The following is a 22,853-nucleotide window of genomic DNA, read 5'->3' as shown; positions in this document are numbered from 1 at the left end:
CAGGAAAGCCTCCCACTTTGGGAGGCTTTTTTATTTGCGCCAAGGGTTAATGGTAACTTAAGCTAAATTTTGGCATTATAACGCCATTAAATTTTGCCCTAGAGCAAACTCCGCGCAGGATGAAAGGATAGTAAATGCATATACATATTTTGGGTATTTGTGGCACATTTATGGGTGGTATTGCCGCTATAGCTAAATCATTGGGTCACCACGTTACTGGGTCAGATCAAAACGTTTACCCACCAATGAGTACTCAGTTACAAGAACTGGGTATTGAACTAACACAGGGCTATGACGTATCTCAACTAGAGCCAGCTCCAGATATCGTTGTTATTGGTAATGCTATGAGCCGTGGTAACCCGTGTGTTGAATATGTACTCGATAAGAGCCTGCCTTATACCTCAGGACCTGAGTGGCTAAAACATAACTTACTACAAGATTCGTGGGTGCTGGCTGTGGCAGGAACTCATGGTAAAACAACCACCGCCAGTATGCTGGCGTGGATACTTGAATATGCGGGTTTAAAACCGGGCTTTTTAATTGGCGGAATTGTACAAAACTTTGGTCTTTCTGCGCGAGTTGGGCAAACGCCATTTTTTGTTATAGAAGCCGATGAGTACGACACGGCCTTTTTTGATAAACGCAGTAAGTTTGTTCATTATTTACCTCGAACACTTATTTTAAATAATCTTGAATTTGATCATGCTGATATTTTTGAAGATTTAAACGCAATTAAAAAACAATTTCACCACTTGATACGTACACTACCGCAAAGCGGCAAAGTGCTTTGGCCAAAAAATGATGAAGCACTGAGCGATGTGATTGCAAAAGGGTTGTGGAGCGAGAGCGAAACATTAGGTGATGATTGGAGTTATGAATTACTCAAAGCCGATGGTTCTCAATTTAATGTTTTACTAAATAGGCAGTTACAAGGCGTTGTTAGTTGGCAAGCGATTGGTGAGCATAACGTTAAAAATGCCATTATGGCTATTGCAGCAGCACGCCATGTGGGAATTGCAATAGAGCACAGTATTGAAGCTTTGGGCGAGTTTATCAGCCCAAAAAGGCGGATGGAGCTTAAAGCAGATATTAATCATATTAAAGTGTATGACGATTTCGCCCATCACCCTACCGCGATTCAAACAACACTTGCGGGGCTGCGTGCTAAAGTGGGGGATGAAAAAATTATTGCAATTTTAGAGCCGCGCTCTAACACCATGAAAATGGGAGTGCATCAATTTACACTTCTCGATTCACTTCGCGATGCAGATGATGTGCTGTTATTTGAACCAGAAAATTTAAACTGGTCACTTAAAGAGCAAGCTGACAAAGCGGGTATGCAGTGCTTTGATTCTACAACCGCTATTATTGATACAGTGCTTGAGAATGTTGAGCCAAATCAACATGTTTTAATTATGAGTAATGGTGGTTTTAATGGTCTTCATCAGCAACTTGTTGATGGTTTGACCGATAAATACAGCGGAGAATAATGTGCAATTTAAAGATACAATTACCTTAGCATTTAGTGGCGCATCAGGCGCACCATATGGGTTAAGGCTGTTGGAAGTGTTACTTGAACAACAATTTCAAGTGTATGTGCTTATCTCAAGTGCCGCGCGTGTAGTTTTTGATACCGAGTCTAATATAAAGTTATCAGGGAATGAAGATAAAGCTACCGAGCAGTTAAGTGTATTATTTAACGCCAAGCCTGAACAATTAAAGGTATTTGGCAAAGATAACTGGTTCAGTCCGGTGGCTTCGGGCTCAGCAGCACCGAAAAAAATGATAGTATGTCCATGTAGTGCCGGGTCAGTGTCTGCGATTGCAGTCGGCGCATCAGATAATTTATTAGAGCGCGCTGCCGATGTGGTGATAAAAGAGCGAGGCCAGCTTATTCTAGTGCCACGCGAGACGCCATTTAGCGAAATTCACTTGGAAAATATGCTCAAATTGTCGCGTTTAGGGGTCACTATCATGCCCGCTGCTCCTGGGTTTTATCATCAACCACAAAGTATAGAAGACTTGGTTGATTTTATGGTGGCGCGAATTTTAGATCATTTAAATATTGAACATAACCTCACAAAGCGCTGGGGTTATGGTGAGGGTAAGAAATGAATAAGCAAAACATTGCTTTAAATATTGAAGGCCTTACCAAGGTTTACAAAAATGGGGTAGAGGCAGTAAAAGGGGTTGATTTACAAGTGCATGAAGGTGACTTTTTTGCACTGTTAGGTCCAAATGGGGCGGGTAAATCAACCACTATTGGGGTAATTTCTTCACTGGTTAATAAGACCAAAGGCAAAGTTGAAGTATTTGGTCACGATATTGATACCGACCTTGAAGCGGCTAAAGCGAATTTAGGCCTAGTACCACAAGAGTTTAACTTTAGCCAGTTTGAAACCCTAAGCCAAATACTCGTTAATCAAGCAGGTTACTACGGTGTACCGCGCGGCGAAGCACATAAACGTGCAGATAAATACTTAGCGCAACTTGGATTAATCGAGAAAAAAGATAAGCAAGCACGTACTCTTTCTGGTGGTATGAAGCGTCGTTTGATGATTGCACGTGCCTTAATGCATGAGCCCAAATTACTTATTTTAGATGAGCCGACAGCGGGGGTTGATATAGAGCTTCGCCGCTCAATGTGGGACTTTTTAAGGCAAATTAACGAACAAGGTGTGACCATTATTTTAACAACCCACTACCTTGAAGAAGCCGAATTACTGTGTAAAAACATCGCTATTATTGATACTGGGCGAATTGTTGAAAACACCACGATTAAAGCCCTGCTTGCTAAATTAGACAAAGAAACCTTTGTATTGGATTTAAAACAACCGTCTAAACCCGTAACGCTAGATGGATACAAATTTACTATGGGGGATGATCACACCATTGAAGTTGAAGTGGCTAAATCTCAAGGATTAAACGCGGTGTTTACAGCATTGACTGAACAAGGTAATACCGTGCTGAGCATGCGAAACAAAGCGAATCGATTAGAAGAATTATTTGTAGGTTTATTAGAGCAAGGGCGGGGCGAATAAATGTTTAAATATGGCGTAGCCTTAAAAAGTATTTGGATTAAAGAGTGTATTCGCTTTTTGCGTATTTGGGTGCAAACCTTAGTGCCGCCAGCGATTACTATGAGCTTATATTTTGTTATTTTTGGGAACTTAATAGGCTCGCGTATTGGCGATATGGGCGGCTTTAGTTACATGGAGTTTATTGTTCCTGGCCTTATTATGATGTCAGTTATAACAAACTCTTACTCGAATGTAGCTTCAAGCTTTTACTCAACTAAGTTTCAAAAAAGTATTGAAGAGTTATTGGTTGCACCTGTGCCTAATTACATCATTGTGTTGGGTTATATGGGCGGAGGCATGACCCGTGGCATTATGGTTGGCTTTATTGTAACGTGTGTTTCTTTATTTTTTGTAGATATACAAATACATAATATTTTTGTGATTATGGCCACTGTTATTCTTACCTCGGCGGTGTTTGCCTTGGGCGGGTTAATCAACGCTATTTATGCAAACAGCTTTGATGACATAAGTATTATTCCGACCTTTATTTTAACACCCCTAACCTATTTAGGCGGGGTGTTTTATTCAATCACTTTACTGCCTGATTTTTGGCAAATGGTGTCGCAAATTAATCCTATTATTTATATGGTTAACGCATTTAGATATGGGTTTTTAGGTGTGTCGGATGTAGATTTATCGGTCGCAATGGGTGTGTTGTTGGTGTTTATCAGCGTCCTATTTACTTTAGCACTGACGCTAATTAAAAAAGGTGTGGGGCTAAGACACTAATGAGCGATGCAAATTCACGTAGTATTGTATCTAATCAAGCGGGGCTTCATGAAAAGCTTGATGAAATAGTTAATAAACACTTACAAGCCGAGTTTAAAAAGCCAATTGCAACACATACGCAAACCGCATTTGATGAAGTTAATGCTAAAGTGCAAGCCTTTAATGGGCCGCTTATTTTAGATTCCTGTTGTGGGGTCGGGGAGAGCACCGCTAATTTAGCAAAACGTCATCCTGAAGCGTTAGTTGTGGGCATTGATAAGTCATCTCACCGACTTGATAAGCATGATGTTGAGTATAAACAAAGTGAGAGTGGTCAATACATTTTAGTGCAAGCTGACTTAAATGACTTTTGGCGTTTAGCGGTGGCTGCTAATTGGCAGCCTACGCATCACTATTTGCTTTACCCTAACCCTTGGCCTAAGTCTAAACACATACAAAGGCGCTGGCATGGGGCGGCTATCTTCCCCTTTATTGTTAAATTAGGTGGTTTGCTTGAAGTGCGCAGTAACTGGGATATCTATGTTAAAGAGTTCGCCAGAGCGCTCGAGTTAGCTGGGTATCCTTGTCAAACCGCGTTGTTTGAATCAGATGAAGCAATTACTCCTTTTGAGCGTAAGTACTGGGCCAGTGGTCAGCAAAGCCACCGGCTTGTTATAAATCTTAAATAGCTAATTGTTGCTTAAAGTGAGTCACGTGTGGCGTTGGTTTACCAAGGTAACTACCTTGCATCAGCGTCACATTTAGTTTATTGAGTAGCTCGGCAACCGTGTTATTTTCTACCGCCTCAACAACCAATTCAAGTTCAAGCTGCTGGGCTATATCAGTGATGTAGGATATAAATAGCGACGTATTTGCATCATTTAATAGCTGCTTTGTGATTGCACCATCAAGTTTTATACCATCAACCTCCACTTTTAAAGTATTAAGAGTATTAATAAACTCATTACCCCAGCAGTGCATCACCACCTTTGCCCCCTTACTTTTTACCATTGCGATAAATGACTTTATTTCATAGTAATGTGAAATAACCTGCGACTCTAAAATCGAAATAGTAATGTTTTCAGGATTAGGGTAGCGATGAAGCTCATACGCAATATGATCATAAATAGTGGGATCTGCAATGTTTTCAGCGCACAGCGTTAACTCCCAACAAATTGCTGATTTACGAAAACGTGAAACACATTGAGTAAACAGTGCATGGGTTAACATGCCATTCATACGCAGTCTATTTAGTGCATTTGCAAAGGTATCAGGGGTTAAAATCTCCCCTTGTGAAGTGACTATTCTCGGTGAGCAATCATACCTAATAACTTCATCGGTATGAGTATTTATAACCGGCTGAAAGTAAGGAACAACACGATGAGCATCAAATGCTTCACGAATTTCTTTTGCTATTTCAACATTATATAAATATAGAGATTTAGCGTCATTAATTGCCTCACAGTAGTTAACTATGCTCTGATCGCCCTGCTTAGATTGCAGTAACGCAATATGAGCATTCTTAAGCAGTAATGACTTATTCCCTCTTGCCACTCCAGCGTTGAGCGTAATATAAATAAATGGGTCTGTAATAAAAGGTGTATTTTTATTATGGGATTGAATAATGCTATATAGCTCATCAAAGGGAGTTTCTTTATCAGTCAAAATAGCGAGTTTATTAGTTGCAATACGATAAATACGTGCGTGCAAACGGGCTTGCTGCTTAAAGTGAGTGAGCAGCTTTTTCATCACTTCATCGGCTGTTTTTGTGCCAAAAAAACGGCTGATATTATCAATTTCGTTCACTAAAATAATCGCAATTTGTAAATGATGTTCATTGCTTTTTTTTAGCCGTTTTTCTAAGGCAATATGATTTTCGAATCCGCTTGCATGGTCGCTCATTAATGAACGACGTACTCCATAGTAATAAAGAGTATAAACTATTAATAAAATAATAATTACGCAGCAAAAATGAAACATAGATTGATATAAGTCTGTTTTTAACGCATTGCTAATTTTATCAACGCTAATATCTGCAGCTGTAATATAGGTTCTGCCATTTTTTGCCAGATGAGGAATATATACTGTTTTAGAATGGCCGCGATGCGCTGTTGAGGTTTCAAAAATAGGGGCCGTTGATAAAAATGCAGCCATAGTTATTGGCGTGGCTTCGGGATAAAGATCTAAAAACTGAGTAACTTTACCGTTATTTTGATCATCTTGAGTGTAGCTAGAGGCAGTAAAATAAACATTTTCATCAATCAGTACCATTGAATATAAATAATCTATATTTAAATCATTGGCCAATGCCGAAAGCTGGTCGGCTTTATTTTGATAGCTTGAAAAGCTAATTTCTTGCGCTACTTTATCGTGATAATCATTACCTAAAATGTACTTTACGCTGGTGGCTGCATTTAATAAACGATTATCAATGCTGCGTATAACATCATTATTGATGGCAGTGTAGGTGTAGTAACTGTAAATTATTAAGCTGACTAAAAAAAAGACGGTACCGAGCGCCAACCGAGTTAATTTTAGATTTCCTTTTAGCATGCAACATCCTTATTTTTTGTTAGATTTATTATACTTAAAAATTATAAATGCCCAATATTTTAATTACCCTTTGTACTAAATATAAAAAATAGTGAAATGTTATCTATTTAGTATTGTCTTTTATGGCTTAAAACGAGACATTTTTGTCATATTGCAGTAAAGTTAGCGCAATTTTTTAGAAATGCCGTTGCTTAAAAACACCTTAAATTAGCGTGTTTTACAAACTAACAGGTGTTTTAGTCACACACTAGGTATGAAGATGGATCAAAAGCGTTGTGCCGTCGCCTCTAAAGAAAGCCTCAAACGGATATTTACCGTTCCAGAGGCCCCTGACTCAACTTTGAGCAAAATAGAGCTTGAAATTTCGAGTAATTTAGCAGGTTTCTTAAACGAAAATATCGCGGCAATTGAAAAACCATTACATGAAATAGAAAAAGATTTTCAATCGGCGGCTATCCCTGAAGAGCCAACGTTTGTGTCTTGCTATGCCCAAGATATTATGGAACAGCTGGTTGCTCATTCTGTACATACCGCAGCGCCAAGCTTTATTGGTCACATGACATCTGCTCTGCCACATTTTTTACTGCCGTTATCGAAATTAATGGTTGGGCTAAATCAAAACCTTGTAAAAATAGAAACCTCAAAAGCGTTTACCCCATTAGAGCGTCAAGTTTTAGGAATGATGCATCATTTAGCTTATAGCCAAAGTGATGGTTTTTATTCTAAATGGATGCACAGTGCAAAAACCTCTTTAGGAGCATTTTGCTCTGGTGGCACAGTAGCTAACATTACAGCACTTTGGATTGCCCGCAACCGCTTATTGAAAGCAGATGGCAACTTTAAAGGCATTGCTGCACAAGGTTTAGTGGCGGGAATGCTCCACTATGGTTACAAAGGACTGGCGGTTTTAATCTCTGAGCGAGGTCATTACTCATTAGGCAAATCGGTTGATTTATTAGGTATTGGCCGTGAGAATTTAATTGGTATTAAAACATCGGCTGATAATAAAGTTGATGTAGCTGCTATGCGAGAAAAAGCGCTAGAGCTTGAAGCGCAAGGCATTAAAGTGATGGCAATTATTGGTGTAGCCGGAACGACTGAAACTGGTAATATCGATCCACTTGAAGACATGGCTAATTTAGCACAAGAGATTAATTGTCATTTTCATGTTGATGCGGCGTGGGGCGGAGCTACTTTACTTTCTAATACCCATAGGCACCTTTTAAAAGGTATTGAGCATGCAGATTCAATCACCATTGATGCGCATAAACAAATGTATGTACCGATGGGAGCAGGTTTGGTGCTGTTTAAAGACCCTGCTGCAACTGATGCCATAGAGCATCATGCTGAATATATTTTACGTAAAGGCTCTAAAGATTTAGGCAGCCATACCCTTGAGGGGAGCCGCCCTGGTATGGCGATGTTAGTGCATGCTTGCTTACGTGTTATTGGTCGTAAAGGCTATGAAATGCTTATCGATCGCAGTATTAAAAAAGCACGTTACTTTGCTGGTTTGATAAAAGCAGATGAAGACTTTGAATTAATATCAGAACCTGAGCTATGTTTGCTAACTTATCGTTATGTCCCTAAGCAAATTAAAAATGCGATAGCACAGGCCGACGCACAAACCCGTTTAGATATCTTTGCCGCGCTTAATCGTTTTACTGCAAGCATGCAAAAACGTCAACGTGAATCAGGTCGCTCGTTTGTATCGCGTACACGTTTAACGCCAGTTCAATATGATAACCAACCAACCGTGGTATTTAGAGTGGTGCTTGCGAATCCGCTTACATCAGGTGCAATATTAAAAGAGATATTAGAAGAGCAGAAAGAACTAGCACAAACTGATCCGGTATTTAAAAAGTATTTACGAAAATATATGTAATTACAATTACAATTACAATTACAATTACAATTACAATTACAATTACAATTACAATTACAAATGCAATGACAAATGCAATGACAAAAAAGACGCGACTAAGCGTCTTTTTTGTTACTAATTAAAAGCAACTTGCTTTTATAAGGTTGCTGATAATTTGTTGCGAAGGTTTTATTTTTTCCATTGCTAAAAATTCATCGGGCTGATGCGCTTGGTTAATAGAGCCTGGTCCCATTACGATGGTTTCACAACCGAGTTGTTGTAAAAATGGCGCTTCGGTACAGTAGTTAACAGCGACTGCTTTTTGCCCTGCTATATTTTCGGCTAATTTAACTAAAGCGCTATCTGTGCTTCCCGTAAAGGCAGGAATGGGTTCATGTAAATCAATAACGCTTACAGCATTAGGGTATTGCTGGTTTATATCGTAGGTTGCATCAAGCACGAGTGCTTGAAGCTCTTGCACGCTTAAACCTGGAAGAGGGCGCATATCAATGTGCATTTCACAGCAGCCACAAATTCGGTTGGCATTGTCACCCCCATGAATATTGCCTAAGTTGAGTGTTGGATAAGGAATTTCAAAGTGGTTTATTGAATATTTATTCTTGAGTTGTTCTTTTAAGATCAGTAATTTTGTAATCACTTTATGCATTACTTCGATGGCATTAAGACCCCGTTCGGGATCAGAGCTATGTCCTGAGCGACCAACGACTCTGATTGCTGTACTCATATGACCTTTATGGGTAAATACGGGGGTCATATCTGTTGGCTCACCAATAATACAGCGACTTGGCTTTAAATTTGGGTGCTTACAAATTTGCTGTGCGCCAGCCATAGTGGTTTCTTCATCGGCGGTCGCTAATATTAAAATAGGTTGAGTTTGTTGCTTTTCATCAAGCTCACTAATAGCTTGCAGTACAAAAGCAAAAAAGCCTTTCATATCAATACTGCCTAAACCATATAATTTGTTATCAAGTTCAGTTAATTTAAATGGGTTTTGATTCCAGCGGCTATCATCAAATGGCACTGTATCGGTGTGCCCCGCAAGCATTAACCCGCCATCGCCTTGTCCGCGTTTTGCTAATAAGTTGTAGCGGCCTTTACCACCTTCTAACTCTATTATTTCACAGGTAAAACCTAAGCTTTCACACCACTGAGCGAGTAGTTCAATAACGCTTTTATTACTCATGCATAAATGATCTTCAATGGCACTGATAGAGGGGGCAGCAATCAATTGCTGGTACATCGAAATAAATGACGGCAGAGACATAAAAAATTCCAAAATAAGTATTCATTTTAATTGCATAACAATATAAAAGTATTTATGATGAATATCAATTCACTTTTTAAGCATAAATATATTAAAGTTACGCCATGAAAATAATACGACGATAGTTATCACTCATAAATTTAATCTGTTTGGCTGGGTTAGACCCTAGTGTAAACAAACAACATGGAATGTGGTCACTAATTTTAGATAAAGAGTAAATAATGAACGTAGTAATTATAGGTGCCAGCGGTTACAGCGGCGCAGAACTGGCTAGCTTAGTAGCAAAACATCCAACGCTTTCACTAACTGGCTGTTATGTATCAGCGCAAAGTTTAGATAAACATAAATTGCTTAGTGAATTGTATCCTGAGCATTTAGGGTTACTTGATTTACCTTTGCAGCCACTAAATGAACATGCACTTGCTGATATCACTCATTCAGCAGATTACGTTTGTCTGTGCACCGATCATAAAGTAAGTGTGGATTTAGCGCCTCAGTTTTTAGCGATGGGCAAAAAGGTATTTGACCTTTCTGGTGGCTATCGTCTTGCAAGTAATGATGATTACGTTACTTATTATGGCTTTGAACACCAACATCCAGAACTACTTAATCAAGCGGCTTATGGTCTTGCTGAATGGAATAGTAAAGCCATTACTGATGCTCAGTTAATTGCTGTTGCTGGCTGCTATCCAACGGCTGCATTAAATGCATTAAAGCCTCTGCAACAAGCGTGCTTGTTGAGTGATGAAAAAATTATTATTAATGCGGTTTCTGGCGTAACTGGCGCAGGGCGAAAAGCCAGCATCGGTACGCATTTTTGTGAGGTATCACTTGCTGCTTATGGTTTGTTTAACCATCGTCATGGGCCTGAAATACAGCAGCATCTTGGCCATAACGTACTATTTACCCCTCATTTAGGTAATTTTCCTCGCGGTATTTTAGAAACCATTTATGTACAGCTAAAACCGGGTGTGACTAGTGAGCAAGTAACTAAAGCGTATCAAGTATTAGCGGATGAGCCGTTAATTCGATTGCTTGGTGGCAAAATTCCCTCAATTAAAGGGGTAGCAAAACAACCCTATGTTGATATTGCATGGCAGCAGCAAGACTCACAATTAATAGTGATGGCAGCGATTGACAATTTACTAAAAGGGGCGGCTGGTCAGGCTCTGCAATGTATTAATTTGTCAATGGGTTTGCCTCACACTACAGGTTTAGTAGGAGCGTTTAAATGAGCAGTAAAACGTGGGTGATTAAACTCGGTGGCGCAGTACTCAATACTGAAAATGCCGCTAAAGCGCTTTTTGAGGTTCTTAATGAGCAACATGATGCACAATTTGTCATTGTTCATGGCGGTGGCTCATTAGTTGATCATTGGTTAGCAGAAGCCGGTTTTGCCAGTGCTAAACATCAAGGTTTGCGTATCAGCCCTAAAGAACAGATGCCTTATATTGTAGGAGCATTAGCGGGAACAGCAAACAAACAATTAATGGCGCAAGCAATGACTGCTGGGCACAAACCCGTTGGCTTGAGTTTATATGAAGCTGGAATAACAGCATCACAAAAATTAAAAGCGCTAGGGCAAGTAGGTCAATGCCATAGTAATGATGATTCTATTATTAATGAATTACTCAGTGGCGGGCGTTTACCTATAGTCAGCTCCATCGGTTTTGATGAGCAAGGGCTTTGGTACAACGTTAATGCTGACGAAGCAGCAGCAGCGATTGCGAGTAATTTAAACGCCGAACTTATTTTTATGACGGATGTGGAAGCGGTGCTTGATGCGAATAAGCATCCACTACATCAACTTGACACAAAACACATTGATACTTTAATTGCAGAGGGAGTAATTGTGGGCGGGATGGAGGTCAAAGTTAAGACCAGTCTTCACGCTGCCCAACATTTACGACGCGGTGTGTACATTTCCAGCTGGCAAAAGCCAGAAAATTTAACGGCTTTGCTGCAAGGCGAGCACGTCGGAACTAAAGTGACACCATAGGTTGAATATGTTTAAAGATTTTATAACGGGTCTAGAATTAGACCAACAAGGCGCCCTTAATTTATTAAAATTAGCGCAAGATATTAAAGAAAGCCCTGCAAAGTATAGCCAAGTGTTAGCTGGTAAGTCAGTGGTTACTCTGTTCGAAAAGCAAAGTTTACGTACGCGTTTATCATTTGATATTGGTATAAACCGTTTAGGCGGTCATGCGGTTTATCTAGATCAACAAAACGGCGCGATGGGGGCACGTGAATCAATAAAAGATTTCGCCTTGAATATTTCAACTTGGGCTGATGGTATTGTTGCCCGGGTTAATCAGCACAGTACGTTAACTACCTTAGGTGAGTATTCGTCTGTTCCGGTGGTTAATAGTTTGTGTGATTTATATCACCCATGCCAAGCCTTAGCTGATTTTTTAACGCTTCAAGAAGTGCACGGTGATGTTAGTCAGCTAAAGTTGGCTTATTTAGGTGAAGGCAATAACGTAACGCATTCACTGATGCTACTTGCAGCAACTTTAGGTACTGATTTTGTTGCTGTAACGCCAAAAGGCAGTTCGCCCGATTCGCAAATTCTTAAAAAAGCGGAGCAAATTGCCGCTATGAATGGGGCTTCTGTGATGGTAAGTGACAGAGTTGAGGCTGCGGTAGGTGCTAACGCTGTTTACGCTGATACCTGGGTTTCTATGGGAGACACCACACCGCTTGAGCAAGTGAAAGAAAAATACATGCCTTATCAATTAAATCAGGCATTACTTAAAAAAACCGGGGCTACCACGGTATTACATTGCCAACCGGCACACCGTGAGTTTGAAATTACCTCTGAGGTAATGGATGGCCCCGCATCAAAAATTATTCAACAAGCAGAAAATCGTATGCATGCGCAAAATGCTCTGCTTGTTACATTATTAAATCCAAATTTTGTTAAGGAACACCTATGAGTTCAATTAAAAAAGTCGTTTTAGCCTATTCAGGTGGTCTTGATACATCGGCTATCGTGCCATGGTTAAAAGAAAACTACGGCTGTGAAGTTATTGCCTTTGTGGCCGATGTTGGCCAAGGTGCAGAAGAACTTGAAGGCGTAGAAGCGAAAGCCATTGCATCGGGTGCATCTGAATGTTACGTGGTTGATTTGAAAGATGAAATGGTAAGTGATTACATTTACCCAACACTTAAAACAGGCTCTATATACGAAGGAACCTACTTGCTAGGTACTTCTATGGCACGTCCAATCATCGCCAAAGCCCAAGTTGAAATTGCCCGTAAAGTGGGTGCAGATGCACTTTCTCATGGCTGTACGGGTAAAGGTAACGACCAAGTACGTTTTGAGTCATGTTTTGCAGCACTGGCTCCTGATTTAAAAGTGATTGCGCCATGGCGTGAGTGGGATTTATCAAGTCGTGAATCATTGCTTGATTACCTAGCCGAGCGTGATATTCCGTGTTCTGCATCAGCAACTAAAATTTACAGTCGTGATGCTAACGCATGGCATATCTCCCACGAAGGCGGCGAGCTTGAAGACCCTTGGTGTGAGCCAAGTGAGCAAGTATGGACATGGACTAATTCACCAGAGCAAGCGCCCGATAAAGCTGAGCATGTCACTTTATCAGTTGTAGAAGGTGAAGTGGTTGCTGTAAACGGCGAACAATTAAAGCCTTACGACTGTTTAGTTAAACTAAACGACATAGCTGCCCCGCATGGTGTTGGTCGTGTTGATATTGTAGAAAACCGTTTAGTGGGCATGAAATCACGCGGTTGTTACGAAACACCAGGCGGTACAGTGATCATAGCTGCGCTTCAAGCAATTGATGAGCTCGTTCTTGATAAGTCAAGCCGTAAATGGAAAGAGGTACTCGGTGGTGAATTTTCGCATTTAGTTTACGACGGTCGTTGGTTTACGCCGCTTAAAGATTCTATTTTAGCCGGTGCAGAAGCGCTTTCTACGTTAGCAACAGGTGAAGTGGTACTTAAACTTTATAAAGGGCAAGTAACAGCGGTTCAGAAAAAATCACCTAACAGTTTATACAGCGAAGATTTTGCTACTTTCGGTGAAGACGATGTTTATGACCAATCGCACGCAGAAGGCTTTATTCGTTTATTCTCACTATCAAGCAGAATTTCAGCATTAGCTAAAAAGTAATTTTTTATGCCCCTTGAAATTAAGGGGCTATTATCGGGTTTGGAGAGATTTCATGGCATTATGGGGCGGGCGTTTTTCTACGGGTCCAGATGAAGCGTTTAAACAATTTAACGATTCACTTCCCTTCGATTATCAATTAGCAGAGCAAGATATTATTGGCTCTGTTGCATGGGCTGGCGCACTTGAACAAGTGAACGTGTTATCTAATGACGAACACCAAAAGCTGGTATCGGCATTATATGAATTACTTGAAGAGGTAAAAGCAGATCCACACGCTGTTGCCACCTCAGGTGCTGAGGATATTCACTCGCATGTTGAAGCCGCGCTAATTGAAAAAGTGGGTGATTTAGCTAAAAAATTACACACAGGCCGAAGCCGTAACGACCAAGTTGCTACCGACTTTAGATTATGGTGTCGCGATACTGCCGATCATATCTTAAAAGCAATTGCACAACTAAAAGCTGAATTTATTAGCTTGGCTGAACGTGAGCTTGGCACAATACTGCCAGGTTATACGCACTTACAGCGTGCACAGCCGGTGTTATTTAGTCACTGGTGTATGGCTTATGTAGAAATGTTAGAGCGTGATGAAAGCCGGTTGCAAGATGCCCAAGCACGAATGAACTATTGTCCACTCGGCAGTGGCGCTCTTGCGGGAACTGCCTATCCGATTGACCGTCATGCACTTGCACAAGGGTTAGGGTTTACAGGCGCGACTAAAAATAGCCTTGATGGTGTATCTGATCGTGATTTTGTGGTTGAGCTATTAAGCTGTGCGTCTATCTCTATGATCCACTTATCGCGCATGTCTGAAGACTTGATTTTTTATAACTCAGGAGAAGCTGGGTTTATTGAACTGGCTGATAATGTTACATCGGGCTCATCTTTGATGCCGCAGAAAAAGAATCCAGATGCATTAGAGCTAATTCGTGGTAAAACAGGGCGGGTATTTGGTGCGTTTAGTGCAATGATGATGACTCTAAAAGCACTGCCGCTTGCCTACAATAAAGACATGCAAGAAGATAAAGAAGGCATTTTTGACGCTATGCCAACGTGGCTTGCTTGTATTCATATGGCGCAAGCGTGTATTAAGGGTGTAACAGTTAAAGCAGACAAAACCTTAGCAGCGGCAAAAGGTGGCCACGCAAATGCAACCGAGCTTGCTGATTATTTGGTAGCCAAAGGTGTACCGTTTAGAGAAGGGCATCATATTGTTGGGGTGTTGGTGCAATTAGCTATTAGTGAAGGTAAAACGTTAGAGAAGCTTTCACTTGAGCAGTATAAATCAGTAAACCCAGTGTTTGAAGATGATGTGTACCCCGTACTTGAAATTGATGCCTGTATTAAAGCACGTCAAGCACTTGGCGGAACCTCATTAGAACAAGTAAGTAAAGCGGTGAAAGACGCGAAAAAAAAACAGCAAATAACAGTTCGTGATGCAAACCTAGATGACGTGGAAGCAATCGCTAAACTCGTACAACACTGGGCAACAGTCGGCGAAAACTTACCGCGCGCTAAAAGTGACATGGTGCACTCAATTAATGAGTTTGCTGTAACCGAGATAAACGGTCAGGTATCAGGTTGTGCTTCATTATACATTTACGACACTGGATTAGCTGAAATACGCTCATTAGGTATTGACCCTAAAAGCGCAGTAACAGGCCAAGGGCGAGAGCTAGTAGAACATTTATTAGTAAAAGCCAAAAAATTGGCACTCAATCGTGTCATCGTTCTGACTCGTGTACCTGACTTTTTCGAAAATCAGCGGTTTAGTTTCTGTAATAAAGAGAGCCTACCTGAAAAAGTCATGAAAGATTGTGAGTTATGTTTACGTAAAGAAAACTGTGATGAAGTCGCAATGGAATATATGTTAAAGCCAAGTAATAGCATGGAGATCCCCTGTAAAAACGTGGCTTGAGCAATCCCTAGGATAAAAAACGCACGGTGACCCCGATGCGTTTTTTTTTTGAGTAAAATAAAATAATTTTTAAATTAACATGCTATGAATTTAAAGTTGGCATATCGGTTGCATTTATAGTTCTGTAGTGTGTTGTTAAGTCAATTAATCAACGAAGGCAATACGTTACAGAAGTTATTTAGTAACTGCTCCAGGTGGTGTGATTTAAATTTACGCCAATAATAAAAATTTAATACTCAAAAGGATTAATCACATGCAAATTTCAGCTAATAGCCAAGTACAAATGCAAGCATACAATAAAACGCAACAATTAAAGCCTGCAATGGAACAAACTGCTAGCCCTAAAACCCTACAATCTGATACAGTAAGTATCTCTCAAGAGGCGATGGCTGCCGCAAGCGGCGCAGATCTTCAACGTGGTGGTGGCATGATCCCTCCAGTAAGACCTAAATAAATAAGGTAGTAGATGTTATTAACTGAGTTTTTTGGTTTTTTTTCGTTATCAGCATTCATTATGTGGGGATTTCTGATGGCGTTCTTTTTCAACATTTTTGTTTATACTTTAGATGTCAAAAGAAAAACAACTTTATTACTCAGCTCATTTATAATGATGGTGTCTTATACGATATCTGATTATTTTTTTACTTGGTTATCAATAAAGGTAAAAATTTATTTAGACTGGGCTATATATGACATCATGACAATTACAGCTTTGCTGAGTGTTTTTTTTATCATAAAGAAAACAACCCCATCTTTCTTATATTTAATTATAGGTTTAACGATTAATTCAATATTCTTTTTATTGATGTATATAGACATGTATATTAATAACAATCAGGATCATTGGATTCTTTGGGACTTATACATTTATACTGTCAATTCTATAGATCTTATAATGATCATAGCTTTAATAGTAGACCGTGATTTTCTTGGCTTACACACCCTTAAAAATAAACTCATTTCATTATTCAAAACGTCTGAGCTTAACCAAATCCAATAAATGTATTATGTAGACTTATTTTTAGCAGATTATATTGATGCATTTATACAATGGGGCTTTTTAATGGCTTTGTTGTACACATTTGTATCGAGTATAAATACAGCTAATAAATTACTGGTCTATTTAGCTTCAATAATGTTCTTTTCTTACCTTATTGGTGACTTCCTTTTAGTTTTCAAAAACGTTTACCTTAACTGGATTTTTTTTGATTTCGCTACAGTTTGTATTATTTTTATAATAACAAAAGCGTCAAGCTTTGAAAGCGATGTGGCTAAAAACTATATTGTTAGTGGCTTATTGATTAATGCTTGTTTAACGTATGCTATTTACATAGATCTTTATATAAACTGGAACTCAGATCCCTGGTGGTTGTGGAGCCTGTACTCTATGGGGGTTAATGTTGTTGATTTACTAATGATTATTGCTATTTTTATCAATAAAGACTTTTTAGGGCTAATGAAACTTAAAGGTCGTTTATTTAGATTACGCGCTGAGTTTAAAAGCCCATAATGACAGATTTATTATGGCTACTTGTTAAAGTTGGCGAGAATTTAGGTAATTTTATATTGTGGTTATTTTTAATCGCTTTTCTATTTAACCTTTCTTCGAGCATTAATAAACAAGATAAAAGCTTACTGCATATTTCATTAATAATGATGATTTCTTATTTTCTAAGTGCATTTTTAAGCCTCGAAACTTCTACTTATAAAGATTATTTCATATTTGATCTCACAACTATTTTGATACTTTTTTTATGGCGAAAAATCACGTTGCAAAACACGCCTATTGCTTTTTATTACTTAATGCTGGGGTTGGGTGTTAATACCTGTTTATTTTTAGGAATGCATTATGATGTTCAAGTTAAAGCAAACAGTGACTATTGGTGGTTTTGGGCTGCATATGGGTTTGGCGTTATTCTCTTTGATTTTATAATGGCATTGGCACTATTTATCAATAAAGATTTTTTGGGTTTAGTGAGGCTTAAGAACGTTCTGTTTCCAGCAAGAGCGAAGCTACCTAGCGCAATGTAATGATACGCTAGGTGTTGTGTTTAGTGCTTGGTTTTACCCAGCCTTGACTGCAGGGCTTTCATTACTATGGTGTCAACAAACTCACTCACATCCCCGTTATGGCGTGCTACTTCTTTTACTAGTGTTGATGATATAAAGGTATTGCGCTCGGCGGGCGTTAAAAATACGCTTTCTAAATCAGGGTTTAAACGGCGGTTCATATTCGCGAGCTGAAACTCGTAATCAAAATCAGAAACCGCTCTTATGCCTCTGATCAATACATTAGCATTATGGTCACGGGCTAAATCGGCGAGTAGCCCTGAAAAGCCAATGACTTTTACATTATCTAAATGGCTTAAAATCTCATTTGCTAAATCAACGCGTTCTTCTAAAGTAAAACACGGTTTTTTACTTGGGTTATGAGCAATAGCCACAATAACGGTATCGAACATTTTAGCCGCACGCTGAATTAAATCAGTGTGGCCGTTGGTAAGAGGGTCAAATGTGCCTGGGTAGATTGCGGTCACTTTCATAATATTTACTGTGTTATTATTTTTAGCCGTAGTGTAGCAGTGTTTAGTGTGCAAAGCAGCCTTGTGAGTAAATTGTATATAACTGCAGCTGCGCAGTGTTACAAATGCAATGATTTGTTTATACTAGACGGATTATTTTAATGCAGCATCGTATTTTCGAAAATTGAGTAATGAGTATATGAATACCAAGGATAAAATAATTCAAACCAGTATTTCATTGTTTAATGAACATGGTGAAAGAGCAATATCTACTAATCATATCGCATCGAGTTTAGGTATGAGTCCGGGTAATCTGTACTACCACTTTAAAAATAAAGAAGACATTATTCGCCATATATTTGCACTTTATCGTGACCATTTAAGTACTCATTTTAAGCCGGTCGATCAAGGCGACGATGCTTTTGAACATCTAGGTCCTTATTTAGATTCGCTATTTGAATTGATGTGGCGCTATCATTTTTTTTACGACAACCTTGGCGATATTCTCGCTCGCGATAGTCATTTAAAACAGGGTTACATTGATTTTCAGCAGGAATTACTTGAGCAGGTACGTAACATCATTTTGGCCTTGCGGGATAGTGAAATTATTGCCATTGATGAACAAGATGCTATCGAACTTGCTCATACGCTAAAATTAACGGTTAGCTTTTGGACACCCTATATGAAAGCAAGAAGACTAAGTGGTGTACTGGTTGAGCAAGATATTTACCCTGGCATTGTAAAAGTACTGACTTTATTTAAGGCTTACAGTACAGAAAAAAGCGCAAATAAAATTAATCAGTTAAGAGACAAGTACGCACTTTTAGCAAATGCAGCCCCCCAGAATCCTTAAGCCTGTTGAGTTGGTTAGTTCCTAGGCGTTAAATTTTTTGCTATAATCCGCCGCGCCCAATGCCTGGGTGCGCGAATTCCCGCAGTCTAAGAGTTGAACTATGCTTAAATTTATCGTCAAACTTCACCCTGAAATAGCCATCAAAAGCCGTTCAGTCCGTAAACGCTTTACCAAAGTGTTAGAAAATAACATTAAAATTGTATTGCGTCGTGTTGACGAAAAAGTACAGGTACGTAATAACTGGGATAACATTTCAGTTGTAACAAAACTTGACGATGCTCAAACTCGCCTTGATTTTATCGACAGCTTACAACGTATACCTGGCATCGTGCAGTTTATTGAAGTGACCGAAACAGACTTTAAAACCCTTGATGACATCTATCAAAAAACCATTGAGCTAGTTGGTCACACTATTATTGGTAAAACCTTTTGTGTCCGTGCTAAGCGCATAGGTCAACATGATTTTACTTCAACTGAGCTAGAGCGTTACGTTGGTGGCGGGCTTAATCAACATGTTGAAGGGGCTCGAGTAAAGCTAAGCCGCCCAGAAGTAACGATTCGTTTAGAAATTAAAGACGAAAAAGCCTACATAGTGACGCAAACCCATTTAGGAATGGCGGGCTTTCCACTGCCAACACAAGACGATGTATTATCGCTTATGTCTGGTGGGTTTGATTCTGGCGTTGCCAGTTATCAAATGATCCGTAAAGGTGCTCGCACGCACTTTTTATTCTTTAATTTAGGTGGCGCTGCCCATGAAATTGGGGTTAAGCAAGCGAGCTACTATCTATGGAAACAATACAGCTCTACTCACAAAGTTAAGTTTATTACTGTTGATTTTGAACCGGTTGTTGCTGAAATCTTAGAAAACGTTGAGAACAGCCAAATGGGCGTTGTCCTTAAACGTATGATGATGCGAGCGGGTAGTGCCGTCGCTGAAAAACTAAATATTCAAGCATTGGTTACGGGTGAAAGTATAGGTCAGGTGTCTAGTCAAACCTTAGCTAACTTAAGTGTGATTGACCGCGTAACCGAGACGCTGATTTTACGCCCACTTATCCAACATGATAAGCAAGAAATCATCAATATAGCGCGCCAAATAGGCACTGCAGAAATGGCAGAGACGATGCCTGAATACTGCGGTGTGATCTCTAAAAAGCCGACAGTTAAAGCCAAAATTGAAGTAATTAAAGCAGAAGAAGAAAAGTTTGACTTTGATGTGTTAGATACCGTTATTGATAACGCCCGTGTTATGGATGTGCGCGATATCGATGTTGAAGCTAAGCAAGAGCTTAAAGAGGCAGAATCAGTTACAGAGTTACCTGAAGGAGCGGTTGTTGTTGATATTCGCTCACCTGAGGAAGAAGATGCCGCTCCGCTTGAAATTGATGGTATTGAAGTTATTCATTTACCGTTTTTCCGCTTAGCAACAAAGTTTGGTGATTTACCTAAAGATAAAGACTATTACTTATATTGCCAAAAAGGGGTAATGAGCCAGTTACAAGCGCTTATTCTTCACGAAGAAGGCTTTACCACTGTAAAAGTCTATCGTCGTTAATGGCTAAATATTTTAAAAGCGCGGATTTATTCCGCGCTTTTTTTTGCCAAAATTTTAGCAAGTAAGGCGTCATTATAAGGTGTTGCAATATGGTGCAGTTTTCCTTGCTCACTTATATAGCCACAAATCGCCATGATCTCTGTTTGTCTATTATGCAAAACGTCTTGATGCATAGATGAGTAATTCTCTGCGGTTAAACTCATTACCTTGTAGGCGCGCTCGAGAGCATCGATAAGCTTAATATTAAGTTTAAGCGCGGTCGCAATATGGCACGCCTCTGTTAATAAATTAATAATTGAGCTATTAAACTGTGGCGCACGCAACTGGCCATTTTTTATATTGTACAGAGCGGTTAATGGATTTATTGCAATATTAACCAGTAGCTTTTCAAACCGTAGTTGTTCAATATTGTTACTGACAATTAACTGTGGAATGGTGTGTAATTGCTCACTAAGCTGTTGAATATTTTGAATAGCTAGTTGATTACAGCCCCCTAATACACTTTGCCCGTTTCCGGTATGCTGCACAATATTAGGGTTTGACTTAAATCCAGCTATGCTGGTGGTTAAAAAGTACAACGACTGCTGCTTTGTTAGTTGTTCATTTAATTGTTCAACATTACCCATGCCATTATGACTCAGTATAATATGGGTATTATTGCCTAGATAAGGTTTTACTTGAGCATAGGCTTGTTGCACTGCAAACGCTTTTACCGTGAATAAAACAATATCAAATTCAGGAGTTTGAGATAACTGCTCTTGTGAGATAAAAGTGGCGTTAATTTTTTCAGACGCAGCGTTACTGTGGCTGTAAAAGCGAGTATTAACTGTGCCTTTTCGAGTAAGTATATATATAGCGTGATGCTTGGCTAAAAAATGGCTAAATAACAAGCCAATAGCGCCATCACCTACAACAAGTATGTTAGCCATAATGCTTCTTTTTACGCAGTGTTAACAGGGCTTTAGCTAAAAAGTAGCTCGCTGCACCAATAAAATCGGCAACAAAATCGGCCAGTGATGCTTGTCTGTAAGGAAGGCTATCTTGCATAATCTCTATTGCCGCACCGTAACCAGCGAGTAATAGTATTTGTGCATATAATGGGAGTTTAAACGCTTTATCCATAATAATGGCAAGTAAAAAGAAGATACCAAAATGCGCTGCTTTATCAACATGCGGAAATAAGTTTGCCGCGCCCTTTACCTCTTTAGCAAATAAGAAGGTAAACGCAACAATACTAATTAAAAAAATTGCTTGGTAAACACGCCTTGTCACGAAAATTCCTAAAATCGTATAAAAAAGAAGCCTCAGTATATCAAACTAATTTAGTATCGCACCTGAACAAAATGCAGAAAAATGTAAAGATTTATCATTTTAACGTTATAATTGCGGCATAAAATTAAGATTAGATAGTTAGGAGAACGCTATGCCTTCATTTGATATTGTATCTGAAGTAGAAATGAACGAAGCAAAAAATGCGGTTGATAACGCCAACCGTGAACTAGAAACGCGATTTGACTTTAGAGGCGTTGATGCATCAATAGAGCTAAACGATAAAACAATTAAATTAAAAGCTGAAGCAGATGCTCAGGTAATGCAGTTATTTGATATTTTAGCGAGTAAAATCTCTAAACGTGGGATGGATGTTGCAAGCTTAGAGCTACAAGATATTTCTCGTGCGGGCAAAAATGTTTTTCGTAACGTTGCACTTAAACAGGGTATCGAAAAAGACATGGCTAAAAAAGTAGTAAAAGCCATCAAAGACTCTAAAGTAAAAGTACAAGCGGCCATTCAAGGTGAAGAAGTTCGCGTAACAGGTAAAAAGCGTGATGACTTACAAGCGGCTATGCAAGTTGTACGCACTGCTGATTTAGGTCAACCATTTCAGTTTAAAAACTTCCGCGATTAATTTATTGTTTCGAGCTAGGCACTATAGGCGCTGAGCTCAAAGCAACATGTATTTAGCCAAACACGTTATATTGTTTGGCTATTTATTTTTGGATCTATGATAATTATCGAACTCCGAACTCCGAACTCCGAACTCCGAACTCCGAACTCCGAACTCCGAACTCCGAACTCCGAACCCCGAACCCCGTATCCTGAATCTTGAACCTTTGGATTTGTAGATGTTTAGACGTCCGTTGACTTTTTTTAGTAAACAGATAACAATAGCAGTCTATTTTCAAGGTGCTTACTAAACACTTCAATGGTGTGATTTTTTTAGTAGGATAATCGGGAAGTTGGTGCGTTTTCATTGATGAAGTCAATCCCAACACTGCCCCCGCAACGGTAAAGTTATGCTGTATTAAATTATGGTAACTGAGTCCGGAGACCGGCCTTGATTTAATCTTACTTACTAACATCTTTGCGGTGGGCA

Annotated in this window: 22 protein-coding genes and 1 riboswitch; of the genes, 17 read left to right on the top strand and 5 right to left on the bottom strand. The window is 39.4% G+C overall.

All coding sequences use genetic code 11. From position 1 onward, the window contains the following. Positions 1–134 precede the first annotated feature (134 nt). The 5 genes from mpl to trmB are packed head-to-tail and all read left to right on the top strand — an operon-like array spanning position 135 to position 4,477. Positions 135–1,490, top strand: coding sequence for a UDP-N-acetylmuramate:L-alanyl-gamma-D-glutamyl-meso-diaminopimelate ligase (mpl, locus tag ACTRWE_RS04350; RefSeq protein WP_076922997.1), 1,356 nt, complete (start codon positions 135–137; stop codon positions 1,488–1,490). A gap of 1 nt (position 1,491) precedes the next feature. Further along, positions 1,492–2,115 (top strand): flavin prenyltransferase UbiX, encoded by a 624-nt coding sequence (locus ACTRWE_RS04345; RefSeq protein WP_008115616.1) that lies wholly within the window; start codon positions 1,492–1,494, stop codon positions 2,113–2,115. Next, a complete protein-coding gene (locus tag ACTRWE_RS04340) occupies positions 2,112–3,041 on the top strand; it encodes an ABC transporter ATP-binding protein (RefSeq protein WP_013464297.1) in 930 nt (309 codons plus the stop codon). The genes ACTRWE_RS04345 and ACTRWE_RS04340 overlap by 4 nt, the downstream gene beginning before the upstream one ends. Further along, positions 3,042–3,809, top strand: coding sequence for an ABC transporter permease (locus ACTRWE_RS04335; protein WP_008115618.1), 768 nt, complete (start codon positions 3,042–3,044; stop codon positions 3,807–3,809). It begins immediately after the preceding gene. Beyond that, a complete protein-coding gene (gene trmB / locus ACTRWE_RS04330) occupies positions 3,809–4,477 on the top strand; it encodes a tRNA (guanine(46)-N(7))-methyltransferase TrmB (protein WP_462879555.1) in 669 nt (222 codons plus the stop codon). The genes ACTRWE_RS04335 and trmB overlap by 1 nt, the downstream gene beginning before the upstream one ends. Here trmB and ACTRWE_RS04325 read toward each other — a convergent pair. After that, entirely contained in the window at positions 4,470–6,341 is a 1,872-nt protein-coding gene (locus ACTRWE_RS04325; RefSeq protein WP_462879554.1) for an EAL domain-containing protein, read from the bottom strand. The two genes, trmB and ACTRWE_RS04325, sit on opposite strands and share 8 nt — an antisense overlap. Positions 6,342–6,600: 259 nt before the next feature. Here ACTRWE_RS04325 and panP point away from each other — a divergent pair, with 259 nt between their 5' ends. Further along, positions 6,601–8,226, top strand: a complete 1,626-nt coding sequence (panP, locus tag ACTRWE_RS04320; protein WP_008115622.1) for a pyridoxal-dependent aspartate 1-decarboxylase PanP — start codon at positions 6,601–6,603, stop codon at positions 8,224–8,226. A gap of 118 nt (positions 8,227–8,344) precedes the next feature. Here panP and argE read toward each other — a convergent pair whose 3' ends face one another. Then, a complete protein-coding gene (gene argE, locus ACTRWE_RS04315) occupies positions 8,345–9,490 on the bottom strand; it encodes an acetylornithine deacetylase (RefSeq protein WP_462879553.1) in 1,146 nt (381 codons plus the stop codon). A gap of 221 nt (positions 9,491–9,711) precedes the next feature. Between argE and argC the strand changes: the two genes are divergently transcribed. The 8 genes from argC (at position 9,712) to ACTRWE_RS04275 (ending at position 17,577) form a co-directional block, all read left to right on the top strand. Next, entirely contained in the window at positions 9,712–10,725 is a 1,014-nt protein-coding gene (gene argC / locus ACTRWE_RS04310; protein WP_462879552.1) for an N-acetyl-gamma-glutamyl-phosphate reductase, read from the top strand. Further along, a complete protein-coding gene (gene argB, locus ACTRWE_RS04305) occupies positions 10,722–11,489 on the top strand; it encodes an acetylglutamate kinase (RefSeq protein WP_138764161.1) in 768 nt (255 codons plus the stop codon). Before argC ends, argB begins: the two co-directional genes overlap by 4 nt. Before the next feature lie 7 nt (positions 11,490–11,496). Beyond that, the gene (locus ACTRWE_RS04300) at positions 11,497–12,429 is read left to right on the top strand and encodes an ornithine carbamoyltransferase (RefSeq protein WP_016900252.1); all 933 of its coding nucleotides are present in this window, start codon (positions 11,497–11,499) and stop codon (positions 12,427–12,429) included. Further along, complete coding sequence (locus ACTRWE_RS04295; RefSeq protein WP_024601866.1) at positions 12,426–13,628, top strand: argininosuccinate synthase; 1,203 nt, start codon at positions 12,426–12,428, stop codon at positions 13,626–13,628. The genes ACTRWE_RS04300 and ACTRWE_RS04295 overlap by 4 nt, the downstream gene beginning before the upstream one ends. A 52-nt stretch (positions 13,629–13,680) precedes the next feature. Beyond that, on the top strand, positions 13,681–15,546 hold the full coding sequence (gene argH, locus ACTRWE_RS04290; RefSeq protein WP_058154280.1) for an argininosuccinate lyase: 1,866 nt from the start codon (positions 13,681–13,683) through the stop codon (positions 15,544–15,546). Between the two features lie 253 nt (positions 15,547–15,799). Continuing rightward, complete coding sequence (locus tag ACTRWE_RS04285) at positions 15,800–16,000, top strand: hypothetical protein (protein ID WP_058154281.1); 201 nt, start codon at positions 15,800–15,802, stop codon at positions 15,998–16,000. An 813-nt stretch (positions 16,001–16,813) separates the two neighbouring features. After that, on the top strand, positions 16,814–17,056 hold the full coding sequence (locus ACTRWE_RS04280) for a hypothetical protein (protein WP_232311335.1): 243 nt from the start codon (positions 16,814–16,816) through the stop codon (positions 17,054–17,056). Further along, positions 17,056–17,577 (top strand): hypothetical protein, encoded by a 522-nt coding sequence (locus tag ACTRWE_RS04275; protein ID WP_058154284.1) that lies wholly within the window; start codon positions 17,056–17,058, stop codon positions 17,575–17,577. The genes ACTRWE_RS04280 and ACTRWE_RS04275 overlap by 1 nt, the downstream gene beginning before the upstream one ends. 20 nt (positions 17,578–17,597) lie before the next feature. On the opposite strand, the gene coaD is transcribed toward ACTRWE_RS04275, so the two are convergent. After that, on the bottom strand, positions 17,598–18,089 hold the full coding sequence (coaD, locus tag ACTRWE_RS04270) for a pantetheine-phosphate adenylyltransferase (RefSeq protein WP_024601870.1): 492 nt from the start codon (positions 18,087–18,089) through the stop codon (positions 17,598–17,600). 178 nt (positions 18,090–18,267) lie between these two features. On the opposite strand from coaD, the gene ACTRWE_RS04265 reads away from it, so the two are divergent. Both ACTRWE_RS04265 and thiI read left to right on the top strand, forming a co-directional pair. After that, positions 18,268–18,921 (top strand): TetR/AcrR family transcriptional regulator, encoded by a 654-nt coding sequence (locus ACTRWE_RS04265; protein ID WP_013464311.1) that lies wholly within the window; start codon positions 18,268–18,270, stop codon positions 18,919–18,921. A 100-nt stretch (positions 18,922–19,021) separates the two neighbouring features. Further along, entirely contained in the window at positions 19,022–20,479 is a 1,458-nt protein-coding gene (gene thiI / locus ACTRWE_RS04260; protein ID WP_076922884.1) for a tRNA uracil 4-sulfurtransferase ThiI, read from the top strand. Between the two features lie 26 nt (positions 20,480–20,505). On the opposite strand, the gene ACTRWE_RS04255 is transcribed toward thiI, so the two are convergent. Together ACTRWE_RS04255 and ACTRWE_RS04250 are read right to left on the bottom strand one after the other, a co-directional pair. Beyond that, the gene (locus tag ACTRWE_RS04255) at positions 20,506–21,408 is read right to left on the bottom strand and encodes a ketopantoate reductase family protein (RefSeq protein ID WP_076922885.1); all 903 of its coding nucleotides are present in this window, start codon (positions 21,406–21,408) and stop codon (positions 20,506–20,508) included. Beyond that, complete coding sequence (locus ACTRWE_RS04250) at positions 21,401–21,751, bottom strand: VanZ family protein (protein ID WP_076922886.1); 351 nt, start codon at positions 21,749–21,751, stop codon at positions 21,401–21,403. Before ACTRWE_RS04250 ends, ACTRWE_RS04255 begins: the two co-directional genes overlap by 8 nt. A 151-nt stretch (positions 21,752–21,902) precedes the next feature. Between ACTRWE_RS04250 and ACTRWE_RS04245 the strand changes: the two genes are divergently transcribed. After that, positions 21,903–22,385 (top strand): YajQ family cyclic di-GMP-binding protein, encoded by a 483-nt coding sequence (locus ACTRWE_RS04245; protein WP_013464315.1) that lies wholly within the window; start codon positions 21,903–21,905, stop codon positions 22,383–22,385. Between the two features lie 280 nt (positions 22,386–22,665). Further along, positions 22,666–22,831, top strand: a riboswitch (cobalamin riboswitch). The last annotated feature ends 22 nt before the right edge of the window (positions 22,832–22,853 follow it).

The organism is Pseudoalteromonas sp. G5_S1_54_S4 (genome assembly GCF_054968565.1).
The sequence above is the reverse complement of the archived record's forward strand: the minus strand, read 5'-3'. Positions and strand labels throughout refer to the sequence as shown.

Excerpts from the sequence above, each read along its gene's own strand:
- coaD (WP_024601870.1), bottom strand. The coding sequence starts at position 18,089 with ATGAAAGTGACCGCAATCTACCCAGGCACATTTGACCCTCTTACCAAC.
- ACTRWE_RS04300 (WP_016900252.1), top strand. The coding sequence starts at position 11,497 with ATGTTTAAAGATTTTATAACGGGTCTAGAATTAGACCAACAAGGCGCC.
- argH (WP_058154280.1), top strand. The coding sequence starts at position 13,681 with ATGGCATTATGGGGCGGGCGTTTTTCTACGGGTCCAGATGAAGCGTTT.
- trmB (WP_462879555.1), top strand. The coding sequence starts at position 3,809 with ATGAGCGATGCAAATTCACGTAGTATTGTATCTAATCAAGCGGGGCTT.
- argB (WP_138764161.1), top strand. The coding sequence starts at position 10,722 with ATGAGCAGTAAAACGTGGGTGATTAAACTCGGTGGCGCAGTACTCAAT.
- mpl (WP_076922997.1), top strand. The coding sequence starts at position 135 with ATGCATATACATATTTTGGGTATTTGTGGCACATTTATGGGTGGTATT.
- argE (WP_462879553.1), bottom strand. The coding sequence starts at position 9,490 with ATGTCTCTGCCGTCATTTATTTCGATGTACCAGCAATTGATTGCTGCC.
- ACTRWE_RS04245 (WP_013464315.1), top strand. The coding sequence starts at position 21,903 with ATGCCTTCATTTGATATTGTATCTGAAGTAGAAATGAACGAAGCAAAA.
- ACTRWE_RS04335 (WP_008115618.1), top strand. The coding sequence starts at position 3,042 with ATGTTTAAATATGGCGTAGCCTTAAAAAGTATTTGGATTAAAGAGTGT.
- ACTRWE_RS04295 (WP_024601866.1), top strand. The coding sequence starts at position 12,426 with ATGAGTTCAATTAAAAAAGTCGTTTTAGCCTATTCAGGTGGTCTTGAT.
- argC (WP_462879552.1), top strand. The coding sequence starts at position 9,712 with ATGAACGTAGTAATTATAGGTGCCAGCGGTTACAGCGGCGCAGAACTG.
- thiI (WP_076922884.1), top strand. The coding sequence starts at position 19,022 with ATGCTTAAATTTATCGTCAAACTTCACCCTGAAATAGCCATCAAAAGC.
- ACTRWE_RS04325 (WP_462879554.1), bottom strand. The coding sequence starts at position 6,341 with ATGCTAAAAGGAAATCTAAAATTAACTCGGTTGGCGCTCGGTACCGTC.
- ACTRWE_RS04265 (WP_013464311.1), top strand. The coding sequence starts at position 18,268 with ATGAATACCAAGGATAAAATAATTCAAACCAGTATTTCATTGTTTAAT.
- ACTRWE_RS04275 (WP_058154284.1), top strand. The coding sequence starts at position 17,056 with ATGACAGATTTATTATGGCTACTTGTTAAAGTTGGCGAGAATTTAGGT.
- panP (WP_008115622.1), top strand. The coding sequence starts at position 6,601 with ATGGATCAAAAGCGTTGTGCCGTCGCCTCTAAAGAAAGCCTCAAACGG.
- ACTRWE_RS04285 (WP_058154281.1), top strand. The coding sequence starts at position 15,800 with ATGCAAATTTCAGCTAATAGCCAAGTACAAATGCAAGCATACAATAAA.
- ACTRWE_RS04340 (WP_013464297.1), top strand. The coding sequence starts at position 2,112 with ATGAATAAGCAAAACATTGCTTTAAATATTGAAGGCCTTACCAAGGTT.
- ACTRWE_RS04255 (WP_076922885.1), bottom strand. The coding sequence starts at position 21,408 with ATGGCTAACATACTTGTTGTAGGTGATGGCGCTATTGGCTTGTTATTT.